The organism is Jiulongibacter sediminis (genome assembly GCF_001306455.1).
Taxonomy (GTDB): domain Bacteria; phylum Bacteroidota; class Bacteroidia; order Cytophagales; family Spirosomataceae; genus Jiulongibacter; species Jiulongibacter sediminis.
This window is the reverse complement of the sequence record NZ_LGTQ01000005.1, coordinates 966,579-983,771: the sequence shown is the minus strand read 5'-3', so window position 1 is coordinate 983,771 and position 17,193 is coordinate 966,579. Positions and strand designations below refer to the sequence as shown.

Sequence of the window (17,193 nt, the reverse complement as noted above, 5' to 3'; positions counted from 1 at the left end):
ATTGAAGACTTATTTTTCATCAAATCTCAACCCCGATGCCTTCTAAAAAACTCTTTTTGCTTGATGCAATGGCCCTTATCTACAGAGCACATTTTGCATTCATCAAAAACCCGAGAATTACCACAACCGGAATGAATACCTCAGCTGTTTTTGGTTTTACCAATACCCTTTTGGAGGTTTTTAGAAAGGAAAATCCAAGCCATATTGCGATCGTTTTTGATACCAAAGCACCTACTTTCAGACATGTTCGCTTTCCAGAGTATAAGGCGAATCGTGAAGAAATGCCGGAGGATATTGGTATTGCTATTCCGTTGGTGAAAAGGTTGGCCAAGGCGATGAATGTTGAGCTGCTTGAACTTGACGGCTATGAGGCCGATGATATCATTGGTACCATTGCCAAAAAAGCTGCACGAGAAGATTTTGAGGTCTATATGTACACGCCCGATAAAGATTATGGCCAGCTCGTGGAGGAGCATATCTTCCTATATAAGCCGGCTTTTATGGGAAATGCGATAGAAAAGCAGGGGATCGAGGAGGTGAAAGCTAAATGGGGCATTGATCATATTGATCAGGTGGTGGATATGCTTGGCCTGATGGGCGATAAGGTGGATAACATTCCAGGAATACCCGGAGTGGGTGAGAAAACGGCATTGAAATACCTAAAAGAATACGGCAGTGTAGAGGGCCTTTTGGAGCATGCAGATGAAATCAAAGGAAAAATAGGAGAGAAGGTACGTGATGGAAGAGAATCCGCCTTGCTCTCAAAAGAGCTTGCTAGGATTGATATCAACGTACCCATTGCTTTTGATGAAGAAAGATTAAAGGTTGAAGAATACTCTAAAGAAGAGTTGGCAGCATTTCTGGATGAAATGGAGTTCAGAACACTGAAAAGGAGAATGCTGCCGGGAGAAAGCTCAAGTGATGAACCGGCGACGGTTAGTACTGCTGCTCCTGCAAAAGTCAAAAAGTCTGCAACGGTGGAGTCTTCTCAAATGGATTTGTTCGGTGGTACCAGTGCGGATGTGGCCGTGGCAGAACCCGGCCTCCCGGCTGTTATTCAAACCATTGAGACAAAGGATCACCGGTATTACTGCATAGATTCCAAAGAGAAGCGTGCCGAGCTTATAAAGTATCTTCAGGCACAGGATGAATTCTGTTTTGATACTGAAACGACTGATGTAGACGCCTTTGATGCGGAGCTGGTAGGCATGTCTTTCAGCTATTTACCGGGTGAAGCCTATTATGTTCCTACTCCACCCAAAAGGGAGGAAACTCAGGCCATCGTCGATGAGTTCAAACCTGTTTTTGAAAATGAAAAGGTGGGTAAAATAGCCCAGAACCTAAAATATGACATCTCGGTACTTAAAACGTACGGAGTGAGAGTTGCTGGTCCTCAATATGATACCATGCTGGCTCATTATCTTCTTGAGCCCGATCAACGTCACGGCATGGACGCTTTAGCCGATCAATATTTGAACTATCAGCCAGTTTCCATTGAGACCTTAATTGGTAAAAAGGGTAAAAAGCAAGGCAATATGCGTGATGTGCCGGTAGAGCAGGTGACAGAATATGCATCTGAAGATGCCGATATCACACTTCAACTAAAACACAAACTGGACGCCGAACTACAGGCCCGGGGCCAAAGGAAGTTACTGGACGAAGTAGAGGTGCCCCTGGTCCATGTTCTCTCTGATATGGAAATGGAAGGGATCAACGTGGATGTTCATTCGCTTTATGAATTGTCTGAAACGCTTCAAACGGATATCGTTTCTACTCAAAAAGAAATATTTGAACTTGCAGGAACAGAGTTTAATGTGGGCTCGCCAAAGCAATTAGGAGAGATTTTGTTTGATCATCTCAAAATTGATCTCAAACCCAAAAAAACACCTTCAGGTCAATATGCCACAGGTGAGGATATCCTTGTGAAGTATGAAAATGAGCACGCCATTGCCCGCAAAATTTTAGATTTCAGAGAGTTGAGTAAACTCAAAAGTACCTACGTAGATGCCTTGCCGGCATTGGTCAATAAACGGACAGGTCATATTCATACTTCGTATAATCAGGCTGTTGCTGCTACGGGACGATTGAGTTCCAATAATCCAAACCTTCAGAACATCCCAATCAGGACTGAGCGTGGGCGTGAGATTAGAAAGGCTTTTATTCCGCGAAATGAAGATTACAAAATATTCTCGGCAGACTACAGCCAGATTGAGCTGAGGATCATGGCAGCTTTCAGTGAAGATGAGTCTATGGTAAATGCCTTCAATAACGACGTAGATATTCATAGCACCACGGCCTCAAAGGTCTTTGGGGTAAACCTTGCGGACGTAACTTCGGATATGCGTCGTAAATCTAAAATGGTCAATTTTGGTATCATCTATGGTATTTCAGCTTTTGGTTTAGCTCAGCGATTGGGCATTGCCCGTTCTGAGGCGAAAGAGATCATTGATAATTATTTTGAGCAGTTTCCACGGGTAAAGTCCTATATGGATGAGTGCGTTAACAAAGCCCGGGAAAACGAGTACGCTGAAACTATCTTAGGCCGCAGAAGGTATCTGAGAGATATCAACTCCCGCAACCAAACCAACCGCGGTTTTGCAGAGAGAAACGCCATAAATGCTCCAATTCAAGGTTCAGCAGCAGATATGATCAAAGTGGCCATGATCAACATTGACAAGTGGATGAAGAAAGAAAACCTCAAATCAAAAATGCTGCTTCAGGTGCATGATGAATTGATTTTCGACGCCCACAAAGACGAACTGGACATCCTCAAAGAAAACGTCCACAAACTAATGGTCAACGCTATCCCGATGAAAGTAAAGATTGATACGGGGATGGGGATCGGTGAGAATTGGTTGGAGGCACATTGATGTTAAACATTTTCAATTAAAAAATTAAGTTATCTTGCAAACATTATCCGCAGTTGTATACTCACTAATTTATGATTCCGCAATTTTCAAAAAGATTTTTGATTCTTTCATTTGCTACTTTTTTTCCAGTTATTTCTTTTAGTCAAGTACCCTATAGTCTGAAACCAATAAGTGATGGATCAACACATATTGTTACGACGAAAATCTCTTTAAATTCTAGTGAAATTAACACAAAACTATATGTAGAAGATAGTGTTAGGGGGGGGGAGTCATCTATTGACGAAAGGAATTATGTCTACCTTAAGAATCTCGATAGTTTTGGAACTGTAGGAATAAAACAATCAGGTCCTAGCGAAAATAAGTTTCTGGAATCGATGTATTTTGCCGAAAACTATGGATTGGGCTCGGGATACGGTCTATTCGATACTTATGCAGATCATGGGGTAATTTCAAATAAAGGAGGAAAGGGATTAATATTAAGATCAAGTACGCAATACTCAGTTGGACATACAGGTATTACTTTTCTAACGGGGCCGAATTATTATGGAGCTTTAGTGCCTGAGAGAATGCGAATTTCAGAAAGTGGATTTGTTGGTATTAATACGACAAATCCTGTAGATCGGCTTCAAGTAAATGGTAATATTCGTGTTGAAAATGGAGATTTAATTTTAACTGAAGCGGTTTCAGGAATTATTATGAAATCAGCGGGAGGAAACTGTTTCAAAACAATCATTAATGATTCAGGTCAATTTTCATCATCTCCTGTTCCATGCCCATGACAATTGGGGCAATTAGAAATTATTTGATGACGGCTTTAAGAATTTACAAACTTTACAGCAAGTACCCTTACAGAATAATTCCATTACAGAAGAACTGTGCATATTATATTGGTCTTTGAAACATTTCAATTTTATCATAAAAGGTGAAATGTGTATTTATTAATTCGAGAGTATTTTTCTTCTGCAACCTGACATTTTACCAAAAAACGCCTTGAGTTTTCGACTGTCAGTTCGAGCGGAGTAGAGAACAGTCTGTTAAAAAGCAGACCTTTGCCAGAGGCTTAAGCGGGTTTGATATTGACTATAAATTTCACTCAAACAGTCATTTGTTCCCTGCTTACTATAACATATGTTCATCAGGTTATTTCTTATTCATTTCAGCTATGACGACATCTGAAGGAAAGAAATAGGAAGGGTGATAGAAAGCCAGTTCCATAGTAGACATGGAATATTGGAAATACAGTTCAAGTTGATAGTCCTGATTTCCGAAAAATTGTAGAACATCAATATTTCTTTTTCGAATGATTTCCAGAGTATCTATTGAATTCTCCTTTCCAGAAAACTCATCAAAGAAGAGCTGAACTTCAACAAAGTTGGTATCTATTCGATTGATATCCATATTGATAAAGTGGAAATATTCATTTTTGTCGCTTGGCAAAAGTTCTCTAACCAGGCCTTGAGAAAATTTGATCTGACGGGCTTCATAATGACCTTCTACTTCAAGAGCAAAATCTCTGACTTCTTCAGGAATACCTTCCCATATTTCGCAGGAATTAAATAATAAAGAAAGAAGTATAAGCAGCAGTGCGGATTTTCTTAAAGAAAACATTCAAAGGTCAGGTTTTTCAAATTCCTTGGAAATTTAGAAATGTAATTTGATCGGTTCAAGAAAATCACTAGCTAACTACTCCATATAAACCACAAAAACTCTTACTTGTTCGCCGATTTCGTCATTGCCTGCTGGGCCAACGGTTACGATGTTATTAAGAATAGATACATTGTAAAGTTTGTATGTCTGTTCAAATGTCCCGATACCTTCAATAGTTATTGAGCGTGAAAGCATGACAGAGATATCAAGAATTTTGGTGGCATCTACCGGTAAGCCAGTAAAATTGATCAGGTTACCAGAGGCATCAGCTATTTCGCCTGTTCCCAACCACGTTTTAACTTTCGGAGCCAACGGATCACTTCCAATCTTGGCAAAACCATTGTCAAGAGCTAAAGCGACTTTTCCTTTGGTTTCAAATTGAGTAACGCCTTCTGTATTGAAGTGTCTTATATTGCCTGTATTGAGTGAATCGACTGATCCAAAGGATATTACAGAAGTCAGATTGTCTGCTTTTGATTTGATCTCTAATGTAGTGATGCCATCTCCACTGAAGGTGAATTTGCCATTACCACCAACCCTCAACAAGTCGTTACTTACGGCGGAATTTATTAATCTGAACTCGTCGTCCCAGATTAGAGCTCCATTGGCAAAACCTCTCAAATCCCAGTATCGGCTTCCGGGAACTAGCGTTTCCCCACCTGCAGGCCCTGAGGTTTCCAAGGTGGACTGTCTGAAGCGGATGGAGGCCGCTCCATTGGCTGTGGCTTCATCCAATAACAAGTGAGGGCCTTTTTGGCTTTGCGAGCTGCTCCCTGGTCCACCTTCATGACGAATATGTAGCTTGGCATGCTCAGAAAAAGTATAGGGAGAAGTGATTCCGGGCCCTGATTTATAACCAACCCCGATACCCACTTTATGATTTTGACTGGAATCCAGATGGATAAGAGGATAATTGCCGGTGCCAAGCCAAAAAGGCTTATTACCCGAGGTGTTGACGCCAGCCGTTTTATTAACCCCAATCTTTTCCTCTTCAGGTGAAAATGTGATCTGTGCCGCTGCTATTTGACATAGCAATACTGCAAAAAAGGTAAACCTTAGTTTCATGATCTTTTTAGGTTAGGTTTTAAATGACAAATTTAGTGAACCCGTAAAGGCAAGGGCATCGTGTAATTAGGTAAAAAGATCAAAGATCGTCACCCAAAGCTTTCATCCTGAATTTGGTGAGGTCAGATTGATGATGGTTTTGGCGAAAGAGTTCTTCCATTTGTCTCACTAATTCAGGTTCCTCTTTTGCCAGATTATAGAGCTCTTCAGGGTCTTTTTTAAGATTATATAACTCAATTTCTAGATTTCCTTCCTGAATATTTTGACGAATAGCCTTCCAGTCACCCATTCGAATCGCTTGCTGACCTTTATATTCCGGGAATTCCCAATAAAGATATTCATGTACTTTTTGTTCTTCGCCCAGCAATTCCGGTAAAAAGCTGATACCATCAGTTTCAGGAGTGGATGTTTTCAAGAGCTCGCAAACAGTCGGGAGAAAATCGTAGAAGCTACTGATGTGCTCGCTGGTACTGCCCGCACGAATTTGACCCGGCCATGAGGCAATCATTGGGACACGTATACCCCCTTCGAACACAAAACCTTTCCCACGTCCGTATTTTTCCTGAAATCTACCTGCTGAATTGAAAAACTCTGGCTGAGCTCCACCGGCATAGCTGGGGCCGTTATCGCTGCTGAAAATGATCAGGGTATTTTCTAATTGGCCTTTGGCATTTAGGGCTGATACTAGGTCACCCACTTGTTCGTCCAGATAAGAAACCATTGCAGCATATGTGGCTCTTGGCGTGCGGTTTGGGTAGTAATTGCCAGAGTAAGGTTCTTCTAAACCAAATTTTTCCTGATAATAAAGAACCCATCGATCAGGAGCTTGAAGCGGAACATGAGGCAGTGGTGAAGCGTAGTAAAGAAAAAAGGGCTCGTCATCCGTTGAATTTAGGAAGTCCAGAGCTTTTTGGTGCATAATTTCCGGTGCGTAGTCGGTAAGTTGATAATCGGAATAAGAAGCAGGGTCGTAAGGGTCGAGACCTTCCGGTAATTTTTGGTGTAGATCTACAAACTTGTTATTTAAAGAATACCTTTCCTCGTTTTCCCATAAGTGCGTAGGGAAAAGTGTATGGGCCTGTCTTTGACAATTGTAGCCGAAGAAATAGTCAAAGCCTTGTTTATTGGCTGTACTTTCTGTTAAAGGTGCTCCCAGGCCCCATTTGCCAACGAGAGCCGTTTTGTATCCATTTTCCTGTAGTATTTCGGCGACTGTCAGAATACTGTCAGGCATTGGTCGTTGACCTTCCAAAGCCGGGTTTTCATTCATGGCTTTCAGGTTCCAGACTTCACCTCGTTCTGCCCATTCGTCATTACCTCTGATATAGGCATTACCTAAATGTTTTCCGGTAAGTAAAACACAGCGTGAAGGAGCACATACCGGAGCTCCGGCATAATGCTGAGTAAAGTTCATGCCATTGGCTGCCAGAGCGTCAATATTCGGTGTCTCGATTGACCTTTGACCGTTTACGCCGATTTCTCCATAGCCAAGGTCGTCTGCCAGAATATAGATGATGTTAGGCTTCTGCTGTGCAGTTAATGACAAACAAGTCAGTAGTAGGAATAGAGTCGTTTTAAGCATGTAGTAAACTTAGGTATTGCTCCTGGTTTCGGCAAGCCGGTTAAAATAAGGTCCTGGTTCCCTTTCAATTGAAAATCATATGCCAAGTCCATACTTTTTTCTTTAGTTTTAAGGCTTACCAATCAAATACTTTAAAACCCTATGAAAACCTTAAACAAGCTATTTACTTTTCTAATTATACTGCTTGCCAGCGTGGCAAACGCTCAGGAGTTTGTTTATGGCGACGCCCTGCCAGATGCCCCCGAATTGGCCGTCAGAGGGCAGCATAAAGTAGGAGTGAGAACGCTTCAGTTTATTCACAAAAACCAGCCTGATATTCTGAATGCCAAAGACGGAAAGGCTCCGCTATATGACAGAGATTTGACGGTAGAAGTCTGGTACCCTGCAGAAATAGATCCAAACGACACAGACCTTATCACTTATAATGAAGTCATGGGTACAGCCGGTGATACCACGAGACCGTTAATTCCTTTCACTTTTAAAGGAAGAGCCACCAGAAACGCCCGAATAAAATCTTCAAATGAGTCCTATCCACTTGTGGTAGTTTCACATGGCTACGTGGGTTCCAGATATTTAATGACTTATCTGACAGAAAATCTTGCTTCTAAAGGCTACATCGTGGCAGCTATCGATCACAAAGAATCAACTTTCAGAGATGCCGCCAACTTTACCAGTACGTTAATCAACCGCTCGCCTGATATTCGTTTTGTGCTGGAAAGCATGAGGTCATCAGAGGGTGATGCTGCTTTTTTAAAAGGAAGTTTAGATGCGGATAACATGGCGATTATTGGTTATTCTATGGGTGGTTATGGGGTTTTGAATGTGGCAGGAGGTGCTTATAGCAAAGCTTTCAATCAAGGATTTAAACAATTTTCAGGCGGTTCTGATTTACTCTCACCTTTGGTTGAGGATAATCCGGAGTTCAAACCAGTACCGGAAGGTTTAAAGGCCGTAGTGGCTATGGCTCCCTGGGGAAAAGAACGGATGGTATGGAGTGCCGAAAGCCTGAGAGGGCTAAAAGTACCCACATTCTTTATTGCGGGAGATCAAGACGATATCTCAGGATATGAAAAGGGAATTAAAGCTATTTATGAGGAGGCGGTTTTTACAGAGCGATTTTTGTTGACGTATGCGAATGCCCGTCATAATATAGCTCCAAACCCGCCGCCCGCAGAGGCAATGCAACCGGGCTTACATTTTGATGAATATTACCGCTATGCCGAGCCTAATTGGGATCAGCGAAGAATTAATAACATCAATCAACACTTTATCACCGCCTTTCTGGATTGGAAACTCAAAGGAGTTGACACACAAAGTTATTTTGCCGCACCAGATGAAAAAGGATTGATGAAAGGGTTTAAACCAAGAACTTTTCTCGGCCTCACCCTTCGTCAGAATCAAGCATCAAATTAGTGATTGGTCCTAAGGCAACATATAGTTTTCTTCTGATTATCCTTTTTAATGTTTTTATCGCCAATGGGCAGGGGTGTCAGAATCCACTAAAATTAAAGGATTTAGAAGGTCAATGGTATATTCAATATTCCAATTTTCCGATGTGGCTGAAAGGAAATAAAACCTCCCCCCGGTTTAATTATACCATTGAGAGTGATCGACTTTTGGATAGAGTGCAGTATATCAAAAAAGGTAAGAAAAAGACAATTACTGGCTTTGATACTTCACTAGATGAGTGCAACAGACGTTTTGAATGGCGTGGAAAAGGCCTTTTGCATCTATTGAGAAGCCGTTGGGAAATCATTGAAAACCATCGCAAAGAAAACTGGGCATTGATCTATTTTGAAAAAACATTATTTACGCCGGAGGGCTATGATGTCATCTCAAAAAACAAAGAGTTGACAAAGGATCAACTGAATTCCATCAGGGCAAAAATCAGTCAATTGACTCTGGAAAAAGAGCTTGTGTCTATTCCTCATTTCGATAATCCATAGCTATTTGTAGTTTCCTGTATGTTGAAATTATTTTCACTTAGTGGATTGCTTTTTTTGACCTGGTTTCTTAAAAATGATTCTGGTTTTAAAGAAGACTTTAATAAACCCGAATCTTCTTTTTTCAGATATGGCTCTACCGGCACAAAAGCCAAATTCAAATACAAAATGGGGAAGAAATCTTCCACAGAGAAAGGAACGCGGATTTTATCCTTCAAAATAGACCCGAATGAAAAAGCCGGGGCTGGCAAAGGGCCTGAAATCATCTCAAAAGATGAAACCCATTTTGGCCGATACTCCGCTCGCTTGAAAGTTCCTGATGTAAAAGATATTCAGCCGAATGTAGGAGCGGTGGTTGGTTATTTTACCTATCAGCGTGATAAAGATCTGGGTCTGAGTGAAATTGATTATGAATGGCTCATTGCAGACCCTAAGATTATTTACATCGGAACCTGGACCGGGTTTTCGCCCAATTTGCAACGCATAGGTCGTATCATTAACCTGGCCGACGGTGAAATTCTGGAAACCATCTCAAAGGTTGGTTATGGTGGCGAACGTACCCATCTCACCGGTCGCCAAAATATACCTGAAAAAATTGAAGCCATACCCGACTACGACGCCTCTAAACGCTTCTATACGTATGGTTTTGACTGGAAAGCAGACGAAATGCGGTGGTGGATGATTCACCCCACAAGCTCAGATACACTCGATTTATGGCATTACGGTGGCTCCACAACAGGTATTCCGCAGCATCCTTCTAAATACCGGATGAATTTCTGGCATACCGATAACTGGTCGGTAGAAACCAACCCAAATTCGATTGAAAAACCGAAAGAGCCTTATGAGCTGGAAGTCGATTGGATGTCTTACCAGCCTTTTTGATGGGAATCTGAACCTAATTGTCTTTGCAGGAATTACTTCATCATGAAGATACTTCTCACAGGTGCTACCGGTTATATCGGGAAACGCCTTCTGCCCGTTTTAGTAGATCAGGGCCATCAAGTGGTTTGCTGTGTTCGGGATAAAGATCGTTTTAATCCGCAAAAGTCGCTTTTAAAAAGTATTGAGGTAGTAGAGGTTGATTTTCTGGAAGAAGAAACGCTTTCAGCGATCCCGCAGGATATTGACGGGGCATATTATCTCATTCATTCCATGTCTTCATCAGATGAGTACACCGATCTTGAACAAAAGTCGGCTGAGAATTTTCAAAAAACGCTTAGCCAAACGGCTGTTAAACATGTAATTTATCTCGGGGGCATTGTCAATGAGGACAGCCTCTCAAAACATTTATCATCACGCAAAAATGTGGAGGAGGAGCTCTCAAAAGGTTCTTACCATTTTACGGCTCTTAGAGCAGGTATTATTATCGGCTCTGGTAGTGCTTCATTCGAGATTATTCGGGATTTGGTTGAGAAGTTGCCTGTCATGATTACTCCGAAGTGGCTTAAAACGAGATGCCAGCCTATCGGCATTTATGATGTGATTCAGTTTTTATCTCAATCTCTTTTTGAGTCAAAAACCTTTGACCAGAATTTTGATATCGGTGGACCGGACATATTAACCTATAAGGAAATGCTGCTCCGGTTTGCACGGCAGCGGCGATTGAAAAGGTATATTCTCACTGTACCCGTTATGACGCCCCGGCTGTCTTCATACTGGCTATATTTCGTGACTTCCACGTCATATATGCTCGCTAAAGCCTTGGTGGATAGTATGAAAGTGGAGGTGGTTTGTCGTGATAATCGTATCAATGAAATCCTTAATATTGAACCTATGGGTTATGAGAAAGCCTTGGAAAGAGCTTTCCGGAAAATTGAAAGTAACTCGGTGGTTTCCAGCTGGAAAGACGCTTACACCAGCAGTGGTTTTGAAAGTGATATTTCTGAATTTGTAAATGTACCAACTTTCGGATGCTACACCGATAAACGAAAAGTGCCGGTTAAAAACAGGGCAAAGTGTATAGAAAAAATCTGGGCTATAGGTGGTGAAAATGGCTGGTATTATGGCAATTGGCTCTGGAAACTCCGTGGTTTTATGGATAAAGCAGCCGGAGGAGTGGGATTAAGGCGGGGTAGAACATCACCCATTACCATTTATGCCGGAGACGCTCTCGACTTCTGGCGGGTTTTATATGCCAACAAAACGGAAGGCCGTTTGCTGTTGTTGGCTGAAATGAAACTACCCGGCGAGGCCTGGCTTGAGTTCAGAGTGGAAGATGGGCAATTGATTCAAAACGCAACTTTCCGTCCTCTTGGTTTGCTGGGAAGGCTATACTGGTATTCTGTTCTGCCATTTCATGGATTTATTTTCAAAGGGATGATCAATGCTCTGAATGTGGATGATATTACCTGAATTGATCTGAACAGAAAGAAAAGACCTTTTAAGATAAATTGGTAAGGTCTCTTTTGCTTGAATTCAAAGGAGTATGCATCTTTGACAAAATTCAGAAAGAGCTATGGAAATTTACAATTCAAAGGAGTGGTTTAAGGCGGTATTTTATTTACACCGCTCTGATACCGTCAGAAAACTGTTTCCATATTTGATACTGGCTACGATTTTATCCTTGGCTGTGGCGTACTACGAGCTGGAATACCTCAATTTATCTGAAAAAAGTTGGGTAAGAAACATTACTGTAGTCCACAGTTTGCTAGGTTTCGCACTTTCTTTATTGCTCGTTTTCAGAACCAATACAGCTTATGATCGCTGGTGGGAGGCCCGTAAGCAATGGGGCACGTTGGTTAACATAAGTCGGAGTTTTGCCATAAAAATCAACGCCATGGTAGCCGAGGACGATCATCGAAGAAGGTCTTTCTTTAAGGAAGCTATCCCTTTATATGCACTTTCCCTTTTTCATCATCTCCGATCTGATTATACCACTTACATGCTTGATGAGGTGGAGCATCCTGAACTTAGCATGGACACCCAAAAGCACGGGCCTAATCAGGTGGCTTCCATGATGTTCAGAAATGTACAGGACATGTTTAAGGCCGGTGAAATTAGCCCTGAGGAGTACCGTATTCTCGACCATGAAATCAGAACGTTTACCGATGTTTGCGGAGCTTGTGAGCGAATAAAGAATACGCCTATTCCGAGATCTTACAGTGCCTTTCTAAAAAAGTTTATTGTGGTTTATGTGGCTTCACTACCCGTAGGCTATGTCTTTTCCATAGGATATTTTGTGGCCGCCGCAGTACCTTTTATCTTTTACGTGCTGGCTTCTTTAGAGTTGATCGCTGAATCAATTGAAGAACCTTTCGGGATAGATTCTGATGATCTGCCTATTGAGAAAATTGCTTCGAATATCAAAAGACACGTAGGAGAAATTATTATCTAGAAAGGTATTCTAATCCAATTCTAATCTCATTGGAAGTTTAATTTTCTCAAATTGGTTTACTTTTAGTCAATTTAAACAGCTCTATGCATACCATATTACTCATAGAAGACGAAAAGGGAGTCGCTGATTTTATCAAAACCGGCTTAGAAGAAGAGGGTTACCGTGTAGAGCATACCATCAATGGGCTGATCGGGATAGAACATCTCAAAAAAAACACGGTTGATGTGGTATTACTCGATATTCTTTTACCAGAGATGAACGGTCTGGAAGTCTGTAAAAAAATAAGAGAGGAAGGCTTCAAAGAACTCCCGGTATTGATGCTAACAGCCTTGGGAAGTCCTGAAAATGTGGTTTTAGGTCTTGATAGCGGAGCGGATGATTATCTGGCAAAGCCCTTCAAACTGATTGAGCTGAAAGCTAGAATACGTACCTTATTGAGGCGTTCAGACTATAAAGGCAACAATAACGTCGAAACAGAGAATACGTATACTTTCGCTGATCTGGAACTCAACGACGACAGCAAGACACTCACGAGGAGAGGAAAGGAGATTTCCCTGACCTCTACCGAGTACAGGTTGATTCTGATGTTCATTAAAAACCCAAGAAAAGTACTCTCAAGAACAGAACTGTTGGATGAAGTCTGGGGAATCAACTTTGATATGGGGACTAACGTGGTTGATGTTTACGTCAATTATTTGCGAAAGAAATTAGATAAACACGGCTCTGAAAAGTTAATACACACCGTGATAGGTATGGGTTACGTCTTAAAGCAGGAATAATGAATATACGGTACAGAATTATATACATTCTTATTACGGCGTTTGTGCTCTATTCTGTGCTGTCGAGTGGTTTTATTTATTATTCTATCTCTCAGTTTTCTTTAACGGACTTCTATAAACGTTTGGAGATCAGGGCGGCAGTAATGGCTAAGGTGAAACTGGATGATCCCAATGATGTCAATTCAATAAAAGAAGTAGGGCAGGAGTACCTTGAAATTCTACCGAATCAGATTGAGTACATTGTACCGGTAGATGGCCAGTCAGCTGAAAACGATAGCCTTATTAATACACTTCCTAAAGAACTGGTGCCTGAGGTAGTTAGTAACGGAGCCGGAAAAGCCAGAAATGGAAATACCTTTTATTCCGGGATTCTATATGAAACCCAACAGAACAAGAGATTTGTAGTAGTGGTTTCGGCTGAAAACTATTTCTATACCCATCACATTGCCTACTTGAGGAATCTTTTGTTGGCATCTTTGATTATTGGAATTCTTTTGATCGTTTTCCTGTCCTTCGTCATTTCTAAATCGTTGATCAGACCTATCAAAAATGTAGTGACGGAGGTAAAGAAAATAGGGACAGAAAACCTTCACCACCGTTTAGGGATTCCGGCTATTGACGATCCTTTGAGTGACTTGAGAATCACTTTTAATGACATGCTGAATCGTTTGGAGACGTCTTTTGAGACTCAGAAAAACTTTATTAGTAACGCCTCTCATGAACTAAATACGCCTTTGACCTCCATCATTGGAGAAGCTGATTTGGTTCTTTCAAAAGAAAGGGAAGTGGAGCAATACAAAAAGTCGCTGAGCAAAATTCTCAACGAGGCTGAGAAGCTGGATAAAAAAACCAAAGCTCTACTTTATTTGGCCAGAACGGGTTTTGACGGCAAATCTCAGCGTCTGGAAAAGGTAAGGATTGACCAGCTTATTCTTGACGTACAGGAAAATCTATTGGAGTTTAATCACACTTTCAAAATCAGTATTGATTTCAGCCTTTTGCCTGAAAACCCTGAAAAGCTTAAAATCAAAGGTAATGAAGAGCTGCTGCACCTTGCACTCTCCAATATTGTCATCAATGCCTGTAAATACTCAAATAATAATCAGGTTTACATTGCTTTGGGAGCCACGGAAGACGAAGTCCATATCGTGATTAAAGATTCAGGTATTGGTATTCCTGAAAACGAGCTCCAATATATTTACGACCCATATTTCAGAGCATCCAACGCCGCCAGCTATGAAGGTTACGGTATTGGCCTACCTTTAAGCCGTAATATTGTTAGAATTCATAACGGCTCCCTACAGATAAAATCTGAGCTCAATAAAGGAACTACAGTACAGATTAACCTGCCGGTAGGAAATTATAAACTCTAATACCATTCTAATTTTCCGGTTAATTATCTAACGGTCTTTTAATCTCAGTTTAAAGTCCGTCTAATTTCATCTGATGAATATTGTTGAATCAATTAACAACAGTTACAGATGAAAAAAATATTGGTTCCGAACGACTTCAGCGTAAATCCGATTCTTCTTTTAAAGAAAATCTTTGAAGAGAATGAAGATGAGAAGTTTCAAATTGTTCTTCTCCATGGCATTTTCACGCCGAATTCCATAATGGACCTTTTGTTCTACAATAAGAAAAGGGTAATCCACGAACTTCAGAATGAAGACTATCTTAAAGCCTGCGATCTCTTCAGAAGCAAGTATGATTCGCGGGTTATAACCATGAAAACAGACATTCTCACATCGATGAGGAGTCATGTTTTGAAAACTTACCTGGAGGTTAATCAGATTGACGAAATTTATATTCCTGAAGGGTTGGGTATGAATTTCAAACACAAAGACAGCTTTGATCTGATAAAACTGATTAAAAGAGCGGGTGTTGAGGTGAATGTGGTTTCATTCAAGAACGAAGAAGTTGTAGAGAGAGCCGGCTCATCAGTCGAGCTCTCCCGACTTTTTCTTGCAGACCTATCCAAGAGTATCATCAGAAGATATGAGGGTAATGCCGCCTTATCATAGTGGGGTAGTGAGTAGAAACAGCCTGAATTGACATGAGCTGATGCTGAAAATTGGTGGAGCAGTGCTGAAATCTTAAAGAGTCTCTTAAATTGCGGGCGATATTTTGAGACCAATCAACCCGATGAACACCAAAAACAGCAGAACTATCCTCATTCATGTCATTTCATGGCTGTTTATTTTTAGTCTGCCTTTTCTCAATTTCATTTTCAAACCGGAAGAGCTTCTAAGCACCAATAAGGTGTTCCTCTTCATTCCGGTTCTTTTTACTCTTTTTCTTTGTGGTATCTTTTATGGCAATCTCCTTTGGGTAGCCCCGAAGCTGTTGAACAGGCGTTTTTGGTGGCTATATACTTTGGTTGTCCTTCTGGGTTTTGTTTTATATTACAATTATAATATCGGGGTTTTTCGCTTCGTAGTAATTCCTCAAATACCGCTTGAAGATCGCCAGGGGCCCGGAGAGAATGAGGACTGGAGAAACACGTTTCGTTTTGTCTTTCCTTTGCTTTTTTACTCTTTAACCATCCTTATTAGTAATATTCTTCATCTTCTGAATGAGAAAAGGAGAGAAAGAGAAATAAGTCGCAAAATTGAGTTTCAGAAGGTGGAGGCCGAGCTCAGTATGTTAAAACTTCAAATCAGTCCTCATTTTCTTTTCAATACACTGAATAACATTCGCTGGCTGGTACGGAAAAAATCAGAAGACTCTGAGGAATCAATCATGAAGCTTTCGGAGGTATTGAGGTACATCATTTATGATGTTGATACTGAAAAAGTGAGTATCAAAAAAGAAGTGGAGCATTTGAAAAATTATATCAATCTGCAGTCGCTTCGCATTCAGGCAGATGCTCAGGTAGAATTTCAGGTTGATCCGTCAGCTGAAACACTTCATATAGCACCCTTGCTCTTTATCCATTTTGTAGAGAATGCCTTCAAGTATGGTGTGGACGGTAAAAATACCCCGGAAATAAAAATGCAAATTGAGAAGACTGCCAATGGTATTTTATTCACCTGTAAGAATAAGATTCTCAATCCCGGTAACTCTCTTGAAAATGAGGGCGTGGGTATTCAAAATGTAAAAAGAAGACTTGATCTGCTCTATCCGGGTCGTCATCAATTAGAGATTGAAGAAAAAGACGGCTATTTCAAAGTAGCCATGCAATTGGAGGTCAATGAGAATTAAGTGCATATTGATTGACGACGAGCCCTTTGCTCTTGAAATTCTTGAGGATGATCTTCTCGATTTTAAGGAAGTGGAGGTTTTGGGTAAGTTTACCAATCCGCATACAGCTTTAGACTTTCTTCATGATAATCAAGTTGATCTCATTTTCTCTGATATTCAAATGCCCGAAATGCTAGGGACTGACCTGTTGAGAAATCTGAAAAAGCCCCCTCTCTTTATATTTACCACGGCTTACCAACAATATGCTTTGGAGGGTTTTGAACTGAATGCCATAGATTACCTAATGAAGCCCATTCGCAAAGAGCGGTTGGCTCAAGCCATAGAAAAAGTTAAAAATCAAATGGATTTAATGGCCGGTCAAGGTACTACCAGCTCCGAGGACTCCATTACCATTACGGTGGAATATAAAAAAGTCAAACTACTCTACAATGAAATCCTCTACATTGAAGGATTAAAAGATTACGTCAAAATCCATTTAAAAAACCGGGTTCATCCAGTTCTGACCAGAAGTAATTTGAAAGGAATGGAAAACCGGCTTTCTGTAGCTGCTTTTGAAAGAATACACAACTCCTATCTGGTTAATAAATCACAGGTGACAAGCTTCAATAAGTCGTCTCTTTTTATTGGCGAAACAGAGCTTCCTATCGGTAAAAGCTACGCCGAAGATCTAAAGTTGTAGACGTTTTTGGTTCTGTTAAGTGATTGATTTCGAGTCCTTTTTCCAGTTAAGGATGAAATCGGTATACACTTTTATCCCATCGATATACACTTT

The 17,193-nt window shown here is 40.9% G+C and carries 15 protein-coding genes; 12 read left to right on the top strand and 3 right to left on the bottom strand.

The features are described from left to right. Positions 1-35 precede the first annotated feature (35 nt). Both polA and AFM12_RS04320 read left to right on the top strand, forming a co-directional pair. Entirely contained in the window at positions 36-2,870 is a 2,835-nt protein-coding gene (gene polA, locus AFM12_RS04325; RefSeq protein WP_055144248.1) for a DNA polymerase I, read from the top strand. A 71-nt stretch (positions 2,871-2,941) separates the two neighbouring features. After that, a complete protein-coding gene (locus AFM12_RS04320; RefSeq protein ID WP_055144246.1) occupies positions 2,942-3,649 on the top strand; it encodes a hypothetical protein in 708 nt (235 codons plus the stop codon). Between the two features lie 361 nt (positions 3,650-4,010). On the opposite strand, the gene AFM12_RS04315 is transcribed toward AFM12_RS04320, so the two are convergent. The 3 genes from AFM12_RS04315 to AFM12_RS04305 form a co-directional block, all read right to left on the bottom strand. Further along, the gene (locus tag AFM12_RS04315; RefSeq protein WP_055144243.1) at positions 4,011-4,478 is read right to left on the bottom strand and encodes a hypothetical protein; all 468 of its coding nucleotides are present in this window, start codon (positions 4,476-4,478) and stop codon (positions 4,011-4,013) included. A gap of 75 nt (positions 4,479-4,553) precedes the next feature. After that, positions 4,554-5,582 (bottom strand): hypothetical protein, encoded by a 1,029-nt coding sequence (locus AFM12_RS04310; RefSeq protein ID WP_055144241.1) that lies wholly within the window; start codon positions 5,580-5,582, stop codon positions 4,554-4,556. A 79-nt stretch (positions 5,583-5,661) separates the two neighbouring features. Then, positions 5,662-7,164 carry an arylsulfatase gene (locus tag AFM12_RS04305; protein ID WP_055144239.1) on the bottom strand — a complete coding sequence of 501 codons (1,503 nt, stop codon included), beginning with the start codon at positions 7,162-7,164 and terminating at the stop codon, positions 5,662-5,664. Between the two features lie 141 nt (positions 7,165-7,305). On the opposite strand from AFM12_RS04305, the gene AFM12_RS04300 reads away from it, so the two are divergent. The 10 genes from AFM12_RS04300 (at position 7,306) to AFM12_RS04255 (ending at position 17,100) form a co-directional block, all read left to right on the top strand. Further along, positions 7,306-8,577 (top strand): alpha/beta hydrolase family protein, encoded by a 1,272-nt coding sequence (locus AFM12_RS04300; protein ID WP_055144237.1) that lies wholly within the window; start codon positions 7,306-7,308, stop codon positions 8,575-8,577. Next, positions 8,577-9,110: a hypothetical protein gene (locus AFM12_RS04295; protein ID WP_229308458.1), complete on the top strand. Its 534-nt coding sequence runs from the start codon at positions 8,577-8,579 to the stop codon at positions 9,108-9,110. Before AFM12_RS04300 ends, AFM12_RS04295 begins: the two co-directional genes overlap by 1 nt. An 18-nt stretch (positions 9,111-9,128) precedes the next feature. After that, positions 9,129-9,989, top strand: coding sequence for a glycoside hydrolase family 16 protein (locus AFM12_RS04290; protein WP_055144235.1), 861 nt, complete (start codon positions 9,129-9,131; stop codon positions 9,987-9,989). 42 nt (positions 9,990-10,031) lie between these two features. Next, a complete protein-coding gene (locus AFM12_RS04285) occupies positions 10,032-11,459 on the top strand; it encodes an SDR family oxidoreductase (protein ID WP_055144233.1) in 1,428 nt (475 codons plus the stop codon). Positions 11,460-11,562: 103 nt separating this feature from the next. Further along, positions 11,563-12,441 carry a bestrophin family protein gene (locus AFM12_RS04280; protein WP_055144231.1) on the top strand — a complete coding sequence of 293 codons (879 nt, stop codon included), beginning with the start codon at positions 11,563-11,565 and terminating at the stop codon, positions 12,439-12,441. Between the two features lie 83 nt (positions 12,442-12,524). After that, on the top strand, positions 12,525-13,220 hold the full coding sequence (locus AFM12_RS04275) for a response regulator transcription factor (protein ID WP_055144229.1): 696 nt from the start codon (positions 12,525-12,527) through the stop codon (positions 13,218-13,220). Next, on the top strand, positions 13,220-14,593 hold the full coding sequence (locus AFM12_RS04270) for a sensor histidine kinase (protein WP_055144227.1): 1,374 nt from the start codon (positions 13,220-13,222) through the stop codon (positions 14,591-14,593). The genes AFM12_RS04275 and AFM12_RS04270 overlap by 1 nt, the downstream gene beginning before the upstream one ends. Before the next feature lie 108 nt (positions 14,594-14,701). Next, complete coding sequence (locus tag AFM12_RS04265; RefSeq protein WP_055144225.1) at positions 14,702-15,241, top strand: hypothetical protein; 540 nt, start codon at positions 14,702-14,704, stop codon at positions 15,239-15,241. 121 nt (positions 15,242-15,362) lie between these two features. After that, positions 15,363-16,421: a sensor histidine kinase gene (locus AFM12_RS04260; RefSeq protein ID WP_055144223.1), complete on the top strand. Its 1,059-nt coding sequence runs from the start codon at positions 15,363-15,365 to the stop codon at positions 16,419-16,421. Then, on the top strand, positions 16,411-17,100 hold the full coding sequence (locus AFM12_RS04255) for a LytR/AlgR family response regulator transcription factor (protein WP_055144221.1): 690 nt from the start codon (positions 16,411-16,413) through the stop codon (positions 17,098-17,100). Before AFM12_RS04260 ends, AFM12_RS04255 begins: the two co-directional genes overlap by 11 nt. The last annotated feature ends 93 nt before the right edge of the window (positions 17,101-17,193 follow it).

Coding starts and splice junctions, on each gene's coding strand:
- AFM12_RS04300 (WP_055144237.1), top strand. CDS start 7,306: ATGAAAACCTTAAACAAGCTATTTACTTTTCTAATTATACTGCTTGCC.
- AFM12_RS04320 (WP_055144246.1), top strand. CDS start 2,942: ATGATTCCGCAATTTTCAAAAAGATTTTTGATTCTTTCATTTGCTACT.
- AFM12_RS04305 (WP_055144239.1), bottom strand. CDS start 7,164: ATGCTTAAAACGACTCTATTCCTACTACTGACTTGTTTGTCATTAACT.
- AFM12_RS04265 (WP_055144225.1), top strand. CDS start 14,702: ATGAAAAAAATATTGGTTCCGAACGACTTCAGCGTAAATCCGATTCTT.
- polA (WP_055144248.1), top strand. CDS start 36: ATGCCTTCTAAAAAACTCTTTTTGCTTGATGCAATGGCCCTTATCTAC.
- AFM12_RS04290 (WP_055144235.1), top strand. CDS start 9,129: ATGTTGAAATTATTTTCACTTAGTGGATTGCTTTTTTTGACCTGGTTT.
- AFM12_RS04310 (WP_055144241.1), bottom strand. CDS start 5,582: ATGAAACTAAGGTTTACCTTTTTTGCAGTATTGCTATGTCAAATAGCA.
- AFM12_RS04285 (WP_055144233.1), top strand. CDS start 10,032: ATGAAGATACTTCTCACAGGTGCTACCGGTTATATCGGGAAACGCCTT.
- AFM12_RS04280 (WP_055144231.1), top strand. CDS start 11,563: ATGGAAATTTACAATTCAAAGGAGTGGTTTAAGGCGGTATTTTATTTA.
- AFM12_RS04255 (WP_055144221.1), top strand. CDS start 16,411: ATGAGAATTAAGTGCATATTGATTGACGACGAGCCCTTTGCTCTTGAA.
- AFM12_RS04275 (WP_055144229.1), top strand. CDS start 12,525: ATGCATACCATATTACTCATAGAAGACGAAAAGGGAGTCGCTGATTTT.
- AFM12_RS04260 (WP_055144223.1), top strand. CDS start 15,363: ATGAACACCAAAAACAGCAGAACTATCCTCATTCATGTCATTTCATGG.
- AFM12_RS04270 (WP_055144227.1), top strand. CDS start 13,220: ATGAATATACGGTACAGAATTATATACATTCTTATTACGGCGTTTGTG.
- AFM12_RS04315 (WP_055144243.1), bottom strand. CDS start 4,478: ATGTTTTCTTTAAGAAAATCCGCACTGCTGCTTATACTTCTTTCTTTA.